At 63.6% G+C, this 13262-nt stretch carries 15 protein-coding genes; 9 read left to right on the top strand and 6 right to left on the bottom strand.

Features of this window, described 5'->3' with window-relative positions; all coding sequences use genetic code 11:
• Positions 1 to 45: 45 nt before the first annotated feature.
• Positions 46 to 891: a DUF5718 family protein gene (locus WIR04_RS09690; protein WP_338892232.1), complete on the bottom strand. Its 846-nt coding sequence runs from the start codon at positions 889 to 891 to the stop codon at positions 46 to 48.
• A 270-nt stretch (positions 892 to 1161) separates the two neighbouring features.
• Between WIR04_RS09690 and WIR04_RS09685 the strand changes: the two genes are divergently transcribed.
• From WIR04_RS09685 to WIR04_RS09670, 4 genes are all read left to right on the top strand, one after another.
• Entirely contained in the window at positions 1162 to 1734 is a 573-nt protein-coding gene (locus WIR04_RS09685) for a class IV adenylate cyclase (protein WP_338892230.1), read from the top strand.
• On the top strand, positions 1731 to 2123 hold the full coding sequence (locus WIR04_RS09680) for an NUDIX domain-containing protein (protein WP_338892228.1): 393 nt from the start codon (positions 1731 to 1733) through the stop codon (positions 2121 to 2123). The genes WIR04_RS09685 and WIR04_RS09680 overlap by 4 nt, the downstream gene beginning before the upstream one ends.
• A 115-nt stretch (positions 2124 to 2238) precedes the next feature.
• Positions 2239 to 2745 (top strand): GNAT family N-acetyltransferase, encoded by a 507-nt coding sequence (locus tag WIR04_RS09675; RefSeq protein ID WP_106886678.1) that lies wholly within the window; start codon positions 2239 to 2241, stop codon positions 2743 to 2745.
• 100 nt (positions 2746 to 2845) lie between these two features.
• On the top strand, positions 2846 to 3139 hold the full coding sequence (locus WIR04_RS09670; RefSeq protein ID WP_338892226.1) for an antibiotic biosynthesis monooxygenase: 294 nt from the start codon (positions 2846 to 2848) through the stop codon (positions 3137 to 3139).
• Between the two features lie 38 nt (positions 3140 to 3177).
• Here WIR04_RS09670 and pdxY read toward each other — a convergent pair whose 3' ends face one another.
• The 3 genes from pdxY to WIR04_RS09655 form a co-directional block, all read right to left on the bottom strand.
• Entirely contained in the window at positions 3178 to 4053 is an 876-nt protein-coding gene (gene pdxY, locus WIR04_RS09665) for a pyridoxal kinase PdxY (RefSeq protein WP_338892224.1), read from the bottom strand.
• Between the two features lie 328 nt (positions 4054 to 4381).
• Positions 4382 to 5137 carry a DUF429 domain-containing protein gene (locus WIR04_RS09660; protein ID WP_338892222.1) on the bottom strand — a complete coding sequence of 252 codons (756 nt, stop codon included), beginning with the start codon at positions 5135 to 5137 and terminating at the stop codon, positions 4382 to 4384.
• A gap of 78 nt (positions 5138 to 5215) precedes the next feature.
• Positions 5216 to 5779, bottom strand: a complete 564-nt coding sequence (locus tag WIR04_RS09655; RefSeq protein ID WP_025327107.1) for a VC2662 family protein — start codon at positions 5777 to 5779, stop codon at positions 5216 to 5218.
• Positions 5780 to 6083: 304 nt separating this feature from the next.
• Between WIR04_RS09655 and WIR04_RS09650 the strand changes: the two genes are divergently transcribed.
• The 4 genes from WIR04_RS09650 to ybcJ all read left to right on the top strand — a co-directional run bounded on the left by WIR04_RS09650 (position 6084) and on the right by ybcJ (position 9119).
• Entirely contained in the window at positions 6084 to 6434 is a 351-nt protein-coding gene (locus WIR04_RS09650) for a phasin family protein (RefSeq protein WP_025327108.1), read from the top strand.
• Positions 6435 to 6526: 92 nt separating this feature from the next.
• Positions 6527 to 8311, top strand: coding sequence for a class I poly(R)-hydroxyalkanoic acid synthase (locus tag WIR04_RS09645; protein WP_338892219.1), 1785 nt, complete (start codon positions 6527 to 6529; stop codon positions 8309 to 8311).
• Positions 8308 to 8712: a MaoC family dehydratase gene (locus tag WIR04_RS09640; protein ID WP_338892217.1), complete on the top strand. Its 405-nt coding sequence runs from the start codon at positions 8308 to 8310 to the stop codon at positions 8710 to 8712. The genes WIR04_RS09645 and WIR04_RS09640 overlap by 4 nt, the downstream gene beginning before the upstream one ends.
• A 173-nt stretch (positions 8713 to 8885) precedes the next feature.
• Positions 8886 to 9119 (top strand): ribosome-associated protein YbcJ, encoded by a 234-nt coding sequence (ybcJ, locus tag WIR04_RS09635; protein WP_010674882.1) that lies wholly within the window; start codon positions 8886 to 8888, stop codon positions 9117 to 9119.
• Between the two features lie 150 nt (positions 9120 to 9269).
• On the opposite strand, the gene WIR04_RS09625 is transcribed toward ybcJ, so the two are convergent.
• Positions 9270 to 9743, bottom strand: a complete 474-nt coding sequence (locus tag WIR04_RS09625) for a DUF4442 domain-containing protein (protein WP_338892215.1) — start codon at positions 9741 to 9743, stop codon at positions 9270 to 9272.
• 429 nt (positions 9744 to 10172) lie between these two features.
• Between WIR04_RS09625 and WIR04_RS09620 the strand changes: the two genes are divergently transcribed.
• The gene (locus WIR04_RS09620; protein ID WP_338892212.1) at positions 10173 to 11354 is read left to right on the top strand and encodes a hypothetical protein; all 1182 of its coding nucleotides are present in this window, start codon (positions 10173 to 10175) and stop codon (positions 11352 to 11354) included.
• Between the two features lie 60 nt (positions 11355 to 11414).
• Here the strand turns inward: WIR04_RS09620 and WIR04_RS09615 are convergent, their stop codons facing one another.
• On the bottom strand, positions 11415 to 13166 hold the full coding sequence (locus WIR04_RS09615) for an ABC transporter transmembrane domain-containing protein (RefSeq protein WP_338892210.1): 1752 nt from the start codon (positions 13164 to 13166) through the stop codon (positions 11415 to 11417).
• Positions 13167 to 13262: the final 96 nt, after the last annotated feature.

The raw sequence follows: 13262 nt of genomic DNA, 5'->3' as shown, positions 1-13262 counted from the left end.
AGCTAACAATTCCCTCCCTCAGGGTAACCAAAGGAGGGCGAAGAATTAACGGGTCTTGACCGCCTGTAATAACACCGAAATATCCGGGCCAAAGGTTCGGCTGCGGATCGCCTCGCGAATATCCGCTTCGCCGTAACGGCTGGCCGGGTAGACCACCACGCAGGAGGTGTCGCCGGGCGCGAGGAAGTGCGTCTCGCCGAAGGGGGTGTAGCGGGTGGCGCCTATGCTGATGAGTGCGTGGGCCGGGCGTCCCGCCTGGGCCAGCAGCCCCTGGATATGCTCGGCCGGACCTTCATCCTGCTGATGGTTGAACTTGTCGATGGCCCAGTCGAGCAACTGCTGATGGAAGTAGCTGTAATCCACCGCCGCGCTGTCAACTCCATAGGGGTGCAGCTCGCCATCGCGCTCCAGATAGCAGGCGATGCGATAGTCGTCGAGCTCGCAACCCGGGGCAAAATGGTTAAGGGGCAACAGAGTGGCCGCCAGCCCCTTGCTCTCCTCCCCCCAGTTCTTCTTCTCGCTGATCTTTCTGGCGTTGGGGCGACGGATGGAGCAATCGTTGTAGGCGCCAAACGCCTTGGGATGGATGGCCACCACCTGCTCCCCCGCGTACTCCAGCTCGCACCAGAGCGCCACCTCGGGTTCGATTTGCACCTTCTCGTCGCCGCTCACCGCCGCCTCTGGCAGGAAGATGGCCTCGCCGCTCAATGGGAAGACGCCGAGCTGGCCCGGATGTGACGGCACATAGAAGGGAAACAGCGCCTTGGGGGCAACCTTGTCCGCGACCTTGACGGCGACGAAGTCCGCCGCCTCCCCTGCCTGCTCCAGATGGCCGGCGAAGTTGCCCGCCACCCCCAATCCGATAAAGCGGTTCAATCTGGTGATCTGCATCTGTGGCTCCATTGGCGCGGCCCGGGCCGCCGCCTCGTTGTCTATGTTCAGGGCGGCAGGGCTACCGCCAAAGAGGGAGCTTATTAGAGCACAGCCCCCTGGCGGCGCCCAGTTGCCCGGCCGCAAGCTGTGCACCAGGGCGGATTTTCCCTCACCAGATGGTCATAAAGAGAGCAGTCAGCGCCAAGCTGTGATCCCGGTGCTTGGGCGAGCCCCGCGCTTTTGCTAGTCTGCCCTATTCATTTTCCGTTTGGGTGCCGGTGCCGAGCCATGACCACACATTTTCAGGGTCGCTTCGAGGTGGAGTTCAAATACCGCCTGACGGATAGCGCGGCCTTCCTCCGTGCCCTCGAGGCCCTCGACCCCGAGCTGATGGTGGCGGACAATCATGAGCAGGACTGCTACTTCGACACGGCGGACCGCGCCCTGGCGAGGGAGCAGAAGAGCCTGGTGATCCGCACCATGGCGCCCTCCGGCATCCGGCTCTGGATAGTCAAGGGGCCCGGGCCCGATCGCTGCGAGGCGGTCAACATCACGGATGCGGACAAGGCCATCAGCATGGTGCGCACCCTGGGCTACCAGCAGGTGCTGACCATCGACAAACGCCGCAGCATCTACTTTCTTGGCCCCTTCCACCTGACCCTGGACAGCCTGGCCGGGATAGGGGATTTTGCCGAGCTCGCCATCATGACCGACGAGGAGGCCGCGCTGCCCGTTTACCGGGAGCAGTTGCTGGCGCTGGCCGCCCGGCTTGGGCTCTGCCCCGAGATGCGAGAAGCCCGCTCCTATCGCACCCTGTGCGAGCAGTCAGCCCACCTTCGACAAGAGGAATCAGCCCCATGATCGACAAACTCGCCTGGCTCACCTTCAAGGAGGGGCAACTGCTCTGTGCCCGCTCCCACGGCAAGGCCCTCTACTACATCCCCGGCGGCAAGCGTGAGCCGGGGGAGAGCGACGAGGCGGCCCTGGTGCGGGAGATAGCGGAGGAGCTGGCGGTCAGCCTCAAACCCGAGACACTGCGCCTCGCCTGCGAGTTCAGCGCCCAGGCCGACGGCAAGCCGCAAGGGGTGCAAGTCAGGCTGCGTTGCTACACAGGGGAGGCTGACGGCAGCCCCACCGCCTCGGCGGAGATCGCCGAGTTGCGCTGGCTGGACAGCCGCCATCTGAACGACATCTCTCCGGTCTCCCGCCTGCTGTTCCAGTGGCTGGCTGAGCAGGGACTGATCCGCTAGAGAGATGGCTCGTGGACAGGCTTCCAGCCCCGCCGCAGTGAGACTGGCTGACAGAGCGAGATTGAACCGTTCATCCCGAATGGATTGGCAATTGGATACAAGAAGAGGAGTTTCAATGGAGATCCTTGAGGTCGACAGCACCAGAGGCATCAAGCCTGCGTTGATCACACTGCTGCAAGATTGCGTGGCCAGCGGCGCCTCGGTGGGCTTCCTGCCTCCCCTGCAGGAAGAGCGGGGATTGGAGTACTGGCAAGGCATCGAAGGGGAGCTGGCCGACGGGGTGCGCAAACTCTGGGTGGCCTTCGATCAGCACCATCTGGTGGGCGCCCTGCAGCTCGCCCTGTGCACCAAGGCCAACGGCGGTCACAGGGCCGAGGTAGAGAAGCTGATGGTACACAGCCAGGCCCGCGGCAAGGGGGTGGGTCGCGCCCTCATGCAGGCCATGGAGCAAGGGGCCCGCGAGGCCGGGCGCACCCTGCTGGTGCTGGACACCCGGGTCGGCGACATCGCCTCCACCCTCTACCGCCAGCTGGGCTACCAGGAGGCCGGCCAGATCCCGGACTTCGCCCGCAACGCGGACGGCACCCTGGCGGCGACCCAGTTCTTCTACAAGCAGCTCTGAGGGGCGAGAACGCAACAAGGCCAGCCCCCAGGCTGGCCTTGTTTATTGGCGCGTTCACTGCTCAAATGGCCCCTTCATCCAGAGACGGCAAGGAGCCATCATGATATTGGAAGTCGCCCCGCTGCAGATCATCCCGGGCCAGGCTGCCGCCTTCGAGCTGGCATTCGAGCAGGCCCAGCGCATCATCAGCACCCTGCCCGGTTACGCCGGCCACCAGTTGCAACGTTCACTGACCGACCCACACCGCTACCTGCTGCTGGTCAACTGGCAACGGCTCGAGGATCATACCCAGGGCTTTCGCGGCTCCCCCCAGTACCAGGAGTGGAAGGCGCTGCTCCATCACTTCTACGATCCCTTCCCCACTGTGGAGCATTTTCAGGCCGTACAACCTTGATCAGCCCAGGATGAACTTGGCCGATCAGGGTTGAGGCATCACACCACTCCGTCGGCCAGGCGTTCGGCCCTGTGTGCGATCCGCGGCTCGGCGAAGTCGCCCTGGGCCGCGATCAGCTGCAACTCGTAGGCATCCGCCTGCCAGGTCTGGCGCAGCACCGCATCGACGGCGGCGTTGGTGCGCTCGAGGGCGGCCACCGCATCAAACCCCGCCTGCAGGTTGGCCAGCATCAGGGCGCTGATGAGATCCCCTACCCCCACCGGCTGGCGGGCAAAGTCGTAGAGCGGCCGCGCGATGAGATAATCCCCCTGCGCAGTGGCCAGCAGCATCTCGAAACGACCGGGATCACTGGCGGCGCGCCCCAGGTGCTTGACCAGCACCATCTTGACGCCACTTTCCAGCAGTTGGTGAGCGGCGGCGCGAGTCTGGGCCAGGGTCGTCAGGTGGACACCGCACAGGGTCTCCAGCTCCAGCAGGTTTGGGGCCAGGATGTCCGCCACCGGCAGCGCCTGCTCGGTGAGGAAGCGGGTGACGCCGGGGGCGACGATGCACCCCTTCTCCGGGTGGCCCATGACGGGATCGCAAAAGTAGATGGCCGCCGGATTGGCCGCCTTGACGGCCGCAACCACCGCCAAGATCTCGTTCCCCTGCTCCGCCGATCCCAGGTAGCCGCTCAGCACCGCATCGCAGCGCCCCAGCACCTCGATATCCATCAGCCCCTGACAGAGGGCGCTGATATGGCCGGCGGGCATCGCCATCCCCTGCCATCCTGCCGCGTACTGGGTGTGATTGGAAAACTGCACCGTATTGACGGGCCAGACCTCCATGCCGAGACGGCGCATGGGGAAGACGGCGGCGCTGTTGCCGGCACAGCCAAATACCACGTGGGACTGGATAGAGAGAATGCGTTTCATCGACACCACCACTGAAGAAGCATGAGGAAAGCGGGCAATATATCGGATGCAGAGCGGGCTCTGCCAGCGATTCCCGGCAACCCTCGCCATTTATGCGGCAAAAAGACCATTCACTGGAGTGTTACGCCAACCTCCCCCCACGCCTGCCCAACTTGGCAAGCCAAGACCGCCTCGGCCTCGTTGGTGTGATATGGGCACTTCACACTCTTGTTTGATGGCATATGAGGGTATTTTTCATACAGATGGTGGATGGCGGGAGAAAGCGTCGAGGCAGAGCAACGAGGCGCGGCGGCAGGCAAGCCGGGGCCCAGGACCCCGGGCTCAGGCCCTAGGGCCTGGCGAAGTGATAGACCCAGCCTTCGTCCAGGGGGAAGTCGGAAGGCGCAGAGACAAGATCCGGCAGGAAGGCAACGGCCCCCCCGGCGGCATATTGCAGCGCCATCAGGGCGCAGAGGGAGGCGTCGTAACGATCCGTCCCGGCCACCACATCAGCTGGCAAGAAGGCGGTTATCTCCTCCCTGGCCGGTGAGGCCTTGCCTGCTACCTTGGCGAGGGCCGGATAGACCTCCAGCACGGCGCGCTCCGCCTCCCCCACCTGCGTTGGCACCAGTTGCAGATCCCCGAGGCGCGGCAAGATGGAGAGCGCCAGGGTGGCGTTGTTGCCGAGCCTGTCGAAGGTGGCCGACAGCGGCTTCTTGCCGTATTGCTGATGCAGCCAGCGCTCGCAGTCCCGATAGGCATAGGGGTTGTCTATCTCCCGCTGGGGCACGGCACACTCGACCCCCCTCCCCGCCAGCAACTCGCCGAAGGCTCGGGGAAAGGCCAGCGGGGCATCGATGCCGAGCGCCAATCGCGGGCAGGCCAGCACCTGCATCAGCGCCATCTCGTCTTGCAGCGCCGGGCGCAGCAAGGCGTCCAGATCCGGCGCCACCCGGGAGCTCAACCGAAACAGGGGGGAGACCCCGAGCCAGTGCAACTGCTGCGTGCTGGCCTGCCAGCCCACCACGGCCACCGCCTGGGCATTGCCCTGCCAGCCCCTTACATCCCAACCGATGCCGATGGCATCCAAGTGTTCCGTTGTCATGCCCCTGTCACCTCTGCGCACTATTGATGGAGCACAGGGTAATGGCTGCGCCCCCTAAAGCAAGGCCGGGCGCCCCTTCTAGAAGGATTTCTTGAAGTTGATGAGGGGCAGTATGGGGAAGACACCGTTCTCGGCGTAGTTGGCGAGCCCTATCTGCAGGCCATCGAGGTGCTTGGTGGCATTGATGAAGCCAAGCTGGAAGGTGGTGCGCTCGGCATAGTTGACGAAGCCCACGTTGGCCAGGGCGTTACCCTTGGCGATGTTGACAGCGCCCCAGTTCAGGCCCTGCACGTTGTTGGTCAGGTTGACGAAACCCAGGTTGACCCCGGTGTCCTGCCCTTCATGCCAGTTGACGGCGTTGATGGCGACCCCGCCGAACTGGTGACGCACCCGGGCGGCGCCGAAGAAGATGCCAAGCTGCAAGCCGGTGAACTGATCCACGTCGGAGAGCGCGAACACCGGCAGATCGATGCCCTTCACCTGACCGGTCCGGCCATACAGGAAGGAGGCGCGCGCCCCTTCCACCTGGTGGGAGGAAGGCAGGTTGATGCCGGGCAGGGAGATCTGGACCGGGGTGCTGGCCTGGGCCACGCCGGCGAGGGTCAGCGCGGTGCAACCGAGCAGCAGGACGAGAGGTTTCATCGGGGGTTCCTTGGCAGTCTGAATGACGAGCCAGCCTACCAGCGCGGCGCCAGCACGGCGAGGGAGCGCCGGGTCCCGTGCGTCACCTCTCGTCTGACCCACGCCCCCGACGGAGGTCGCTGACAAAAAAATTCAAACAGAAATTAACATTTATGTCATTTACACCAAACCGCATTTGGTTGCAGAATGCTCAAACGTGTGTTTGAACAGAGCAAGCAACACGTAAACAGGGATGACATGCAGTACCCGTAAAAAGGGCCGATTGGCCCACAACAACACTGTTCTGCCGAACTGGAGACCGATGATGAATATGGACGTGATCAAGAGCTTTACCGAGCAGATGCAAGGCTTCGCCGCCCCCCTCACCCGCTACAACCAACTGCTGGCCAGCAACATCGAGCAGCTGACCCGGTTGCAGCTGGCCTCCGCCAACGCCTACGCCGAACTGGGCCTCAACCAGTTGCAAGCCGTGAGCAAGGTGCAGGACACCCAGAGCCTGGCTGCCCTCGGCACAGTGCAACTGGAGACCGCCAGCCAGCTCTCCCGCCAGATGCTGGACGACATCCAGAAGCTGAGCGCCCTCGGCCAGCAGTTCAAGGAAGAGCTGGATGTCCTGACCGCGGACGGCATCAAGAAGAGCACGGGCAAGGCCTGATAACCCCTGGCTGCCCGTTCGGGCAGCCACATCTCCCCACGACTCGACGCTACGGGCTAGCTCCCGCCTCGGGTGTGGGTGAAGGAGAGCACATGAGCCAACCATCTTATGGCCCGCTGTTCGAGGCCCTGGCCCACTATAATGACAAGCTGCTGGCCATGGCCAAGGCCCAGACAGAGCGCACCGCCCAGGCGCTGCTGCAGACCAATCTGGACGATCTGGGCCAGGTGCTGGAGCAGGGCAGCCAGCAGCCCTGGCAGCTGATCCAGGCCCAGATGAACTGGTGGCAGGATCAGCTCAAGCTGATGCAGCACACCCTGCTGAAAAGCGCAGGCCAGCAGAGCGAACCGGTGATCACCCCGGAGCGCAGCGATCGCCGCTTCAAGGCCGAGGCCTGGAGCGAACAACCCATCTATGACTACCTCAAGCAGTCCTACCTGCTCACCGCCAGGCACCTGCTGGCCTCGGTGGATGCCCTGGACGGCGTCCCCCAGAAGAGCCGGGAGCGGCTGCGTTTCTTCACCCGCCAGTACGTCAACGCCATGGCCCCCAGCAACTTCCTGGCCACCAACCCGGAGCTGCTCAAGCTCACCCTGGAGTCCGACGGCCAGAACCTGGTGCGCGGGCTGGCCCTCTTGGCCGAGGATCTGGAGCGCAGCGCCGATCAGCTCAACATCCGCCTGACCGACGAGTCCGCCTTCGAGCTTGGCCGGGATCTGGCGACCACCCCAGGCCGGGTGGTGCAGCGCACCGAGCTCTATGAGCTGATCCAGTACAGCCCCACCACGGAAACCGTGGGCAAGACGCCGGTGCTGATCGTGCCCCCCTTCATCAACAAGTACTACATCATGGACATGCGGCCCCAGAACTCCCTGGTCGCCTGGCTGGTCGCCCAGGGCCAGACGGTGTTCATGATCTCCTGGCGCAACCTGGGCGTGGCCCAGGCCCAAATCGATCTAGACGACTACGTGGTGGATGGCGTCATCGCCGCCCTGGACGCCGTGGAAGCGGCCACCGGCGAGCGGGAGGTGCACGGCATCGGCTACTGCATCGGCGGCACCGCCCTCTCCCTGGCCATGGGCTGGCTGGCGGCGCGGCGCCAGAAGCAGCGGGTGCGCACTGCCACCCTGTTCACCACCCTGCTGGACTTCTCCCAGCCCGGGGAGCTTGGCATCTTCATCCACGAGCCCATCATAGCGGCGCTCGAGGCGCAAAATGAGGCCAAGGGCATCATGGACGGGCGCCAGCTGGCTGTCTCTTTCAGCCTGCTGCGGGAGAACAGCCTCTACTGGAACTACTACATCGACAGCTACCTCAAGGGTCAGAGCCCGGTGGCCTTCGATCTGCTGCACTGGAACAGCGACAGCACCAATGTGGCGGGCAAGACCCACAACAGCCTGCTGCGCCGTCTCTACCTGGAGAACCAGCTGGTGAAGGGGGAGCTCAAGATCCGCAACACCCGCATCGATCTTGGCAAGGTGAAGACCCCGGTGCTGCTGGTGTCGGCCATGGACGATCACATCGCCCTCTGGCAGGGCACCTGGCAGGGCATGAAGCTGTTTGGCGGGGAGCAGCGCTTCCTCCTGGCGGAGTCCGGCCACATCGCCGGCATCATAAACCCGCCGGTCGCCAACAAGTACGGCTTCTGGCACAACGGGGCCGAGGCCGAGAGCCCGGAGAGCTGGCTGGCAGGGGCGACGCACCAGGGCGGCTCCTGGTGGCCCGAGATGATGGGCTTTATCCAGAGCCGTGACGAAGGGTCAGAGCCCGTCCCCGCGCGGGTGCCGGAGGAGGGGCTGGCCCCCGCCCCCGGCCACTATGTCAAGGTGCGGCTCAACCCCGTGTTTGCCTGCCCAACAGAGGAGGACGCCGCATGAGCGCACACACCCTGGAAGTGGGCCAGAAGGCCCGTCTCAGCAAGCGGTTCGGGGCGGCGGAGGTGGCCGCCTTCGCCGCGCTCTCGGAGGACTTCAACCCTCTGCACCTGGATCCGGCCTTCGCCGCCACCACGGCGTTCGAGCGGCCCATCGTCCACGGCATGCTGCTGGCCAGCCTCTTCTCCGGGCTGCTGGGCCAGCAGTTGCCGGGCAAGGGGAGCATCTATCTGGGTCAAAGCCTCAGCTTCAAGCTGCCGGTCTTTGTCGGGGACGAGGTGACGGCCGAGGTGGAGGTGATTGCCCTTCGCGAGGACAAGCCCATCGCCACCCTGACCACCCGCATCTTCACCTCGAGTGGCGCCCTCGCCGTGACGGGGGAAGCCGTGGTCAAGCTGCCTTAAGCACCGGCGGCACGCAGACACAATCAGCCAGGCCCCTGCCGGGCTGATTGTTCTCCCCCGCTCCCCTCGCCCCCTTTTTCGGGGCAATTCGGCCCAGGCCCTTTCCCTGTCCCGCCTAACTGCCTAAAATGGCGCCCTGCCCTGTAGGCATTCATCCAGCTAGAGGATTTCCCATGGAGACGTTTCTGCTCGAAGGTCACCCCTTCGTTGCCTTGTGTGACCTGATCAAGCATCAGGGTTGGGCCGATTGTGGCGGTGCCGCCAAGGCGCTGGTCGCAGAGGGCCTAGTGGAAGTGGACGGTCAGGTCGAGACCCGCAAGCGCTGCAAGATAGTCGCCGAGCAAGTGGTCAACTTCAACGGCATGAAGGTAGTGGTGAAGGAAGGTGTCAGCCCCGAGATCCTCTAAGCCCGAGGTCTGCCCCCGCAAGCGCTACCCAACACAGTCGCCGAGCAAGTGGTCAACTTCAACGGCATGAAGGTAGTGGTGAAGGAAGGCGTCAGCCCCGAGATCCTCTGATCCCTGCTTGAATAAGGGCGCCAACGCGCCCGTCAGCATTCAGCTGGCCTTGATCGACAGGGTCAGCACGAAGCGCGCCATCGCCTCATCTCCGTTGAGAGACGGGCAGGTGGCCACCACCTGGATGGGGCGGTTGATGCGCTGCCCGGTCGCCAGTGACTCGTCTATCATGGCGTCTATGGCCTCCCCGGCCGCGCAGTCAAACTGCACGTCCCCCTCGGGGCGCTTCAGAAACTCCCCCTGCACATCCTTGAAGGCAAAGTGCACCTTCTTGCGCCGTGCCCGCCCCTTCTCCATCACCAAGAGACCCCCCACCAGATCGGCGCCGGTGGCCAGCGCCCCGAAGTACATGCTGCCCAGGTGGTTGCGGGTACGCCAGCCGAGGGGAATGCGGATGCGCAGCGCTCGCGCGTCCATCTGTTCGATGACGGGGGCACAGAATCCGATGACGGGAATATAGCGCCAGGCGAAGAGGCGCAGTGCCAGGTTGGCTTTGAAGCGTTGCAGGTCCATTGCAAACTGATCCGATGAGTGATTGTGACCGAAATGTTGCCAGTCCCTTCCCCAATAGACAAGCCTCCATTGCCGTCGTTGTGAGGACGATCGGCTCCCGGGTGCATTTGAAAATCACATGATGGGCGCCGCTGCATTCGATGGGCAAATAATGAGCCCCGTTATTCGCCGCCACAGCGATGCCATTTCCCCCTGGTGGCGGAGTTTTTTTCAAGAAAGAACTCATATGGCACTTTCATGACAACCCTAGCCGGATGAAAGTAAACGATAAACGGGGTTGCTCCGGCGCTAGCCCACTCATCCGCCAGCGCCACTGGGATTAGTCACAGTAACGAAATGCCTCCCCCCTCGCTAGGCTCTGCTGGCTCGTGAATGGCCAGCTGGCACCGAGTCATCCTGTGACACCAATCTCAGCATAAGGATAGAGAGATGAGTAACGTTCAACAGCTGTTCAACGGGGGCGAGAGCGCCGGTACCTTCCTGCTCAACTTCAACAACAACCGTGCCTTTGAGCTGTTTGGCCGGGAGTACCTCAAGTGCTACGCCAACCTGGCGGTCAAGGGCAAGATGAGCAAGCCCCTGCCCACAGGGCCGCTCAGCTACGCCGTCGACTTCGCCATGGATTGCGGCTGCAGCTCTGTGCTGTTCGACTTCAACCTCGCCTACAAGAAGACCTTTGGCAATCAGGCCCAGGCGCCCCTGTGGCGCGAGTCGGACTACGAGGCCGAGATAGTGCTCTGCCAGCTGGTGCGTGAGGCCCCCGCCAGCCGCCTGAACAACCGGGATCAGTTCGCCGAGGCCGAGGCCTTCTTCAACGACGTCAACCTGCCAACCACAGCCAAGAATGTGGGGAGCGATCCCTATGCCGACAAGGACGGCCTGGTGGAGTTCATCGTGGCCAACGAGCTGCTGGACGATCCCGCCGTCATGGCCAAGCTGGCGGAGCAGAAGGCCTACCTCATCGCCATCACCTCTGTGGTCACCGCCTACATCAACCGCTACGCCGAGGCCTATGGCGAGCAGTACAAGACGGATGCGGATCTCTGGGCCAGGGCCCTCTCCAAGATCCCCCTGATGGGGCCGAGCAAGATCGATCAGCAGAGCTACAGCCGCCACATCAAGGGGCTCAGCATCGCCACCGACTTCATCAACTTCATCATGGACGTGGTGGTGAGCCAGGGCACCACGGCGCTGGCCAGCTTCAACAAGTTCCTGCAAAAGCAGGGGGATGCCATCCGCTTCGGGGTGGAGAACAACAAGGACTTCTACAAGACCATCACGGTCGGCATCACGGTCGAGGTGTTCAAGGTGGGCAGCGAGCTGGTCTATGTGCCCAAGATCAAGCAGTACCGCATCAACTTCGACCGCCAGAACAGCAAGTTCACTTCCGCCTGTGCCAGCGCCGAATTCGTCGACATCCACTTCAACTACCTCTATGCCGCCAACGTGTTCGACTATGAGGCCTTGAAGGATCCGGAGATCAAGCGCGACTTCGACAACTTCATCCAGAAGCAGCGCAAGGCCCAGATCGAGGAGGCGGACACCTTCTTCAACGACGACTTCCCGCCCCTGCAACCCAAGCAGATCGCACGGAGCAAAGCCACTGTCTGATCCTCCCCAATATCACAAACAAAACAGCCGGCATCTGCCGGCTGTTTTTTATCCAGGGCTTCAGGCCCGCTTCTCTTCGAGCCAGGCGCCCTGACTCTGCATCTCGAACAGCTGGGCGTAGTGCCCCCCCAGCGCCATCAGCTCGCCGTGGGTGCCGCGCTCGCTCACCTGGCCGCGGGAGAGCAGCAGTATCTCGTCCGCATCCACTATGGTGGAGAGCCGGTGGGCGATGGCGATGGTGGTGCGGCCACGGCGCGCCGCCGAGAGCGCCTGGGAGAGCGCCAGCTCGGTCTGGGAGTCCACGCTGGCGGTCGCCTCGTCCAGGATGAGGATGCGCGGATCCCCCACCAAGGCACGGGCAAAGGAGAGCAACTGACGCTGGCCGGCGGAGAGGTTCTTGCCCCCCTCCTCCATCAGGGTCTCGAGGCCCTGTGGCAGATGGCGCACGAACGCGGCCAGTTGCACCTCCTCCAGGGCCTGCCAGAGCCGCGCCTCATCGATGCCGTCACGGCCAAGGCGCAGGTTTTCTGCCAAGGTCCCGACGAAGATGAAGGGATCCTGCTGCACCAGGCCTATGCTGCGGCGCACCGCCGAGAGCGACAGCGCGCTCATGGGGTGATCATCGAAGCGGATGCAGCCCTGATCCAGCGGATAGAAGCCCATCAGCAGGCTGATGATGGTGGACTTGCCGCTGCCGGTGTGACCCACCAGCGCCAGCATCTGGCCGGGACGGGTGGCAAAGCTCACCTCCTGCAGCACCGGCTGCTGGCCATCGTAGGAGAAGCTCACCCGCTCGAAACGCACCCGTCCCGCCAGGGGCAGCGTCTCGCCGTCGGTGCTCTCCCGGGATTCGTCCAGCAGGGCAAAGACCCGCTCCCCCGCCACCATGGCCTGCTGCAGCTGGTTGAGCTGGTTGGTCATCTCGATGAGGGGCTCGATCATGCGCCCCAGATAGCTGATGAAGGCGTAGAGCACCCCCACCTGGATGGCGCCACCCGCGCTCAACCCCTCCTTGGCAAACAGGGCCAGCAGGCCGATGAGCACCATCATGTAGAAGAGATCGATGAGGGGGCGCAGCAGTATGCCGTTGATCTTGAGGCTCTTGATCCTGGCCTGCCAGTGCTGCTGGTTCACCTCGGCAAAGGCATTGGCGAAGTGGCGCTCCTGCACCATGGCCTGAATGACCGGCATCCCCTGCAGGGACTCGTTGAGCCGGCTGTTGATGTCGGAGAGCAGGCTGCGGGTCGCCCGCACCACGGGCACGCTCAGGCGCTGGTAGAGCCACATCACGGCCCCCACCGCCGGCAGCAGGGTGGCGCACACCAGCATCAGGCGCAGATCCAGCAGCGCCATGGAGATGAGGATGCCGCACAGCAGCACCACTTTTTGCACCAGCAGCCCTATCACCTGGACGTAGAGGTTCATGATCGCCTCTGTGTCGTTGGTGATGCGGGAGATGAGGGAACCCGAGCGATGCTTGTCGAAATAGCGGGCAGGCAGCCGGATGGCGGTGGCAAACACCTGCTCACGCAGGGTCTGCACCACCGCCTGGGCGATGCGGTTGAAGCGCAGGGATTGCAGGTAGAAGCCCGCGGCAGAGAGCACCTGCAACCCCAGATAACCGGCGGCCAGGGCGGCGATGTGGGGCCACACCAGCTGGCGCGGCGCCAGATAGTCATCGATGAACAGCTTGATGAGCAGGGGCCCGGCCACTTCGGCGCCGGTGGCCAGCAGCAGGCAGATGCCCGCCTGAACCAGCCAGCGGGGATAGCGGGCGCAGTAGGCGAGCAGGCGTTTGATGGTTGGATTCACAGACTTGCCTCCAGCACAGCGTTCCCAAGAAATTGACTCTCTTTGCCCCCTTCTCCCCTCGCGGGAGAAGGGATGGGGATGAGGGGAACCACTCGT

Origin of the sequence: Aeromonas rivipollensis (assembly GCF_037811135.1) — a bacterium.
Lineage (GTDB): Bacteria > Pseudomonadota > Gammaproteobacteria > Enterobacterales > Aeromonadaceae > Aeromonas > Aeromonas rivipollensis.
This window is presented reverse-complemented; position numbering and strand designations above follow the sequence as displayed.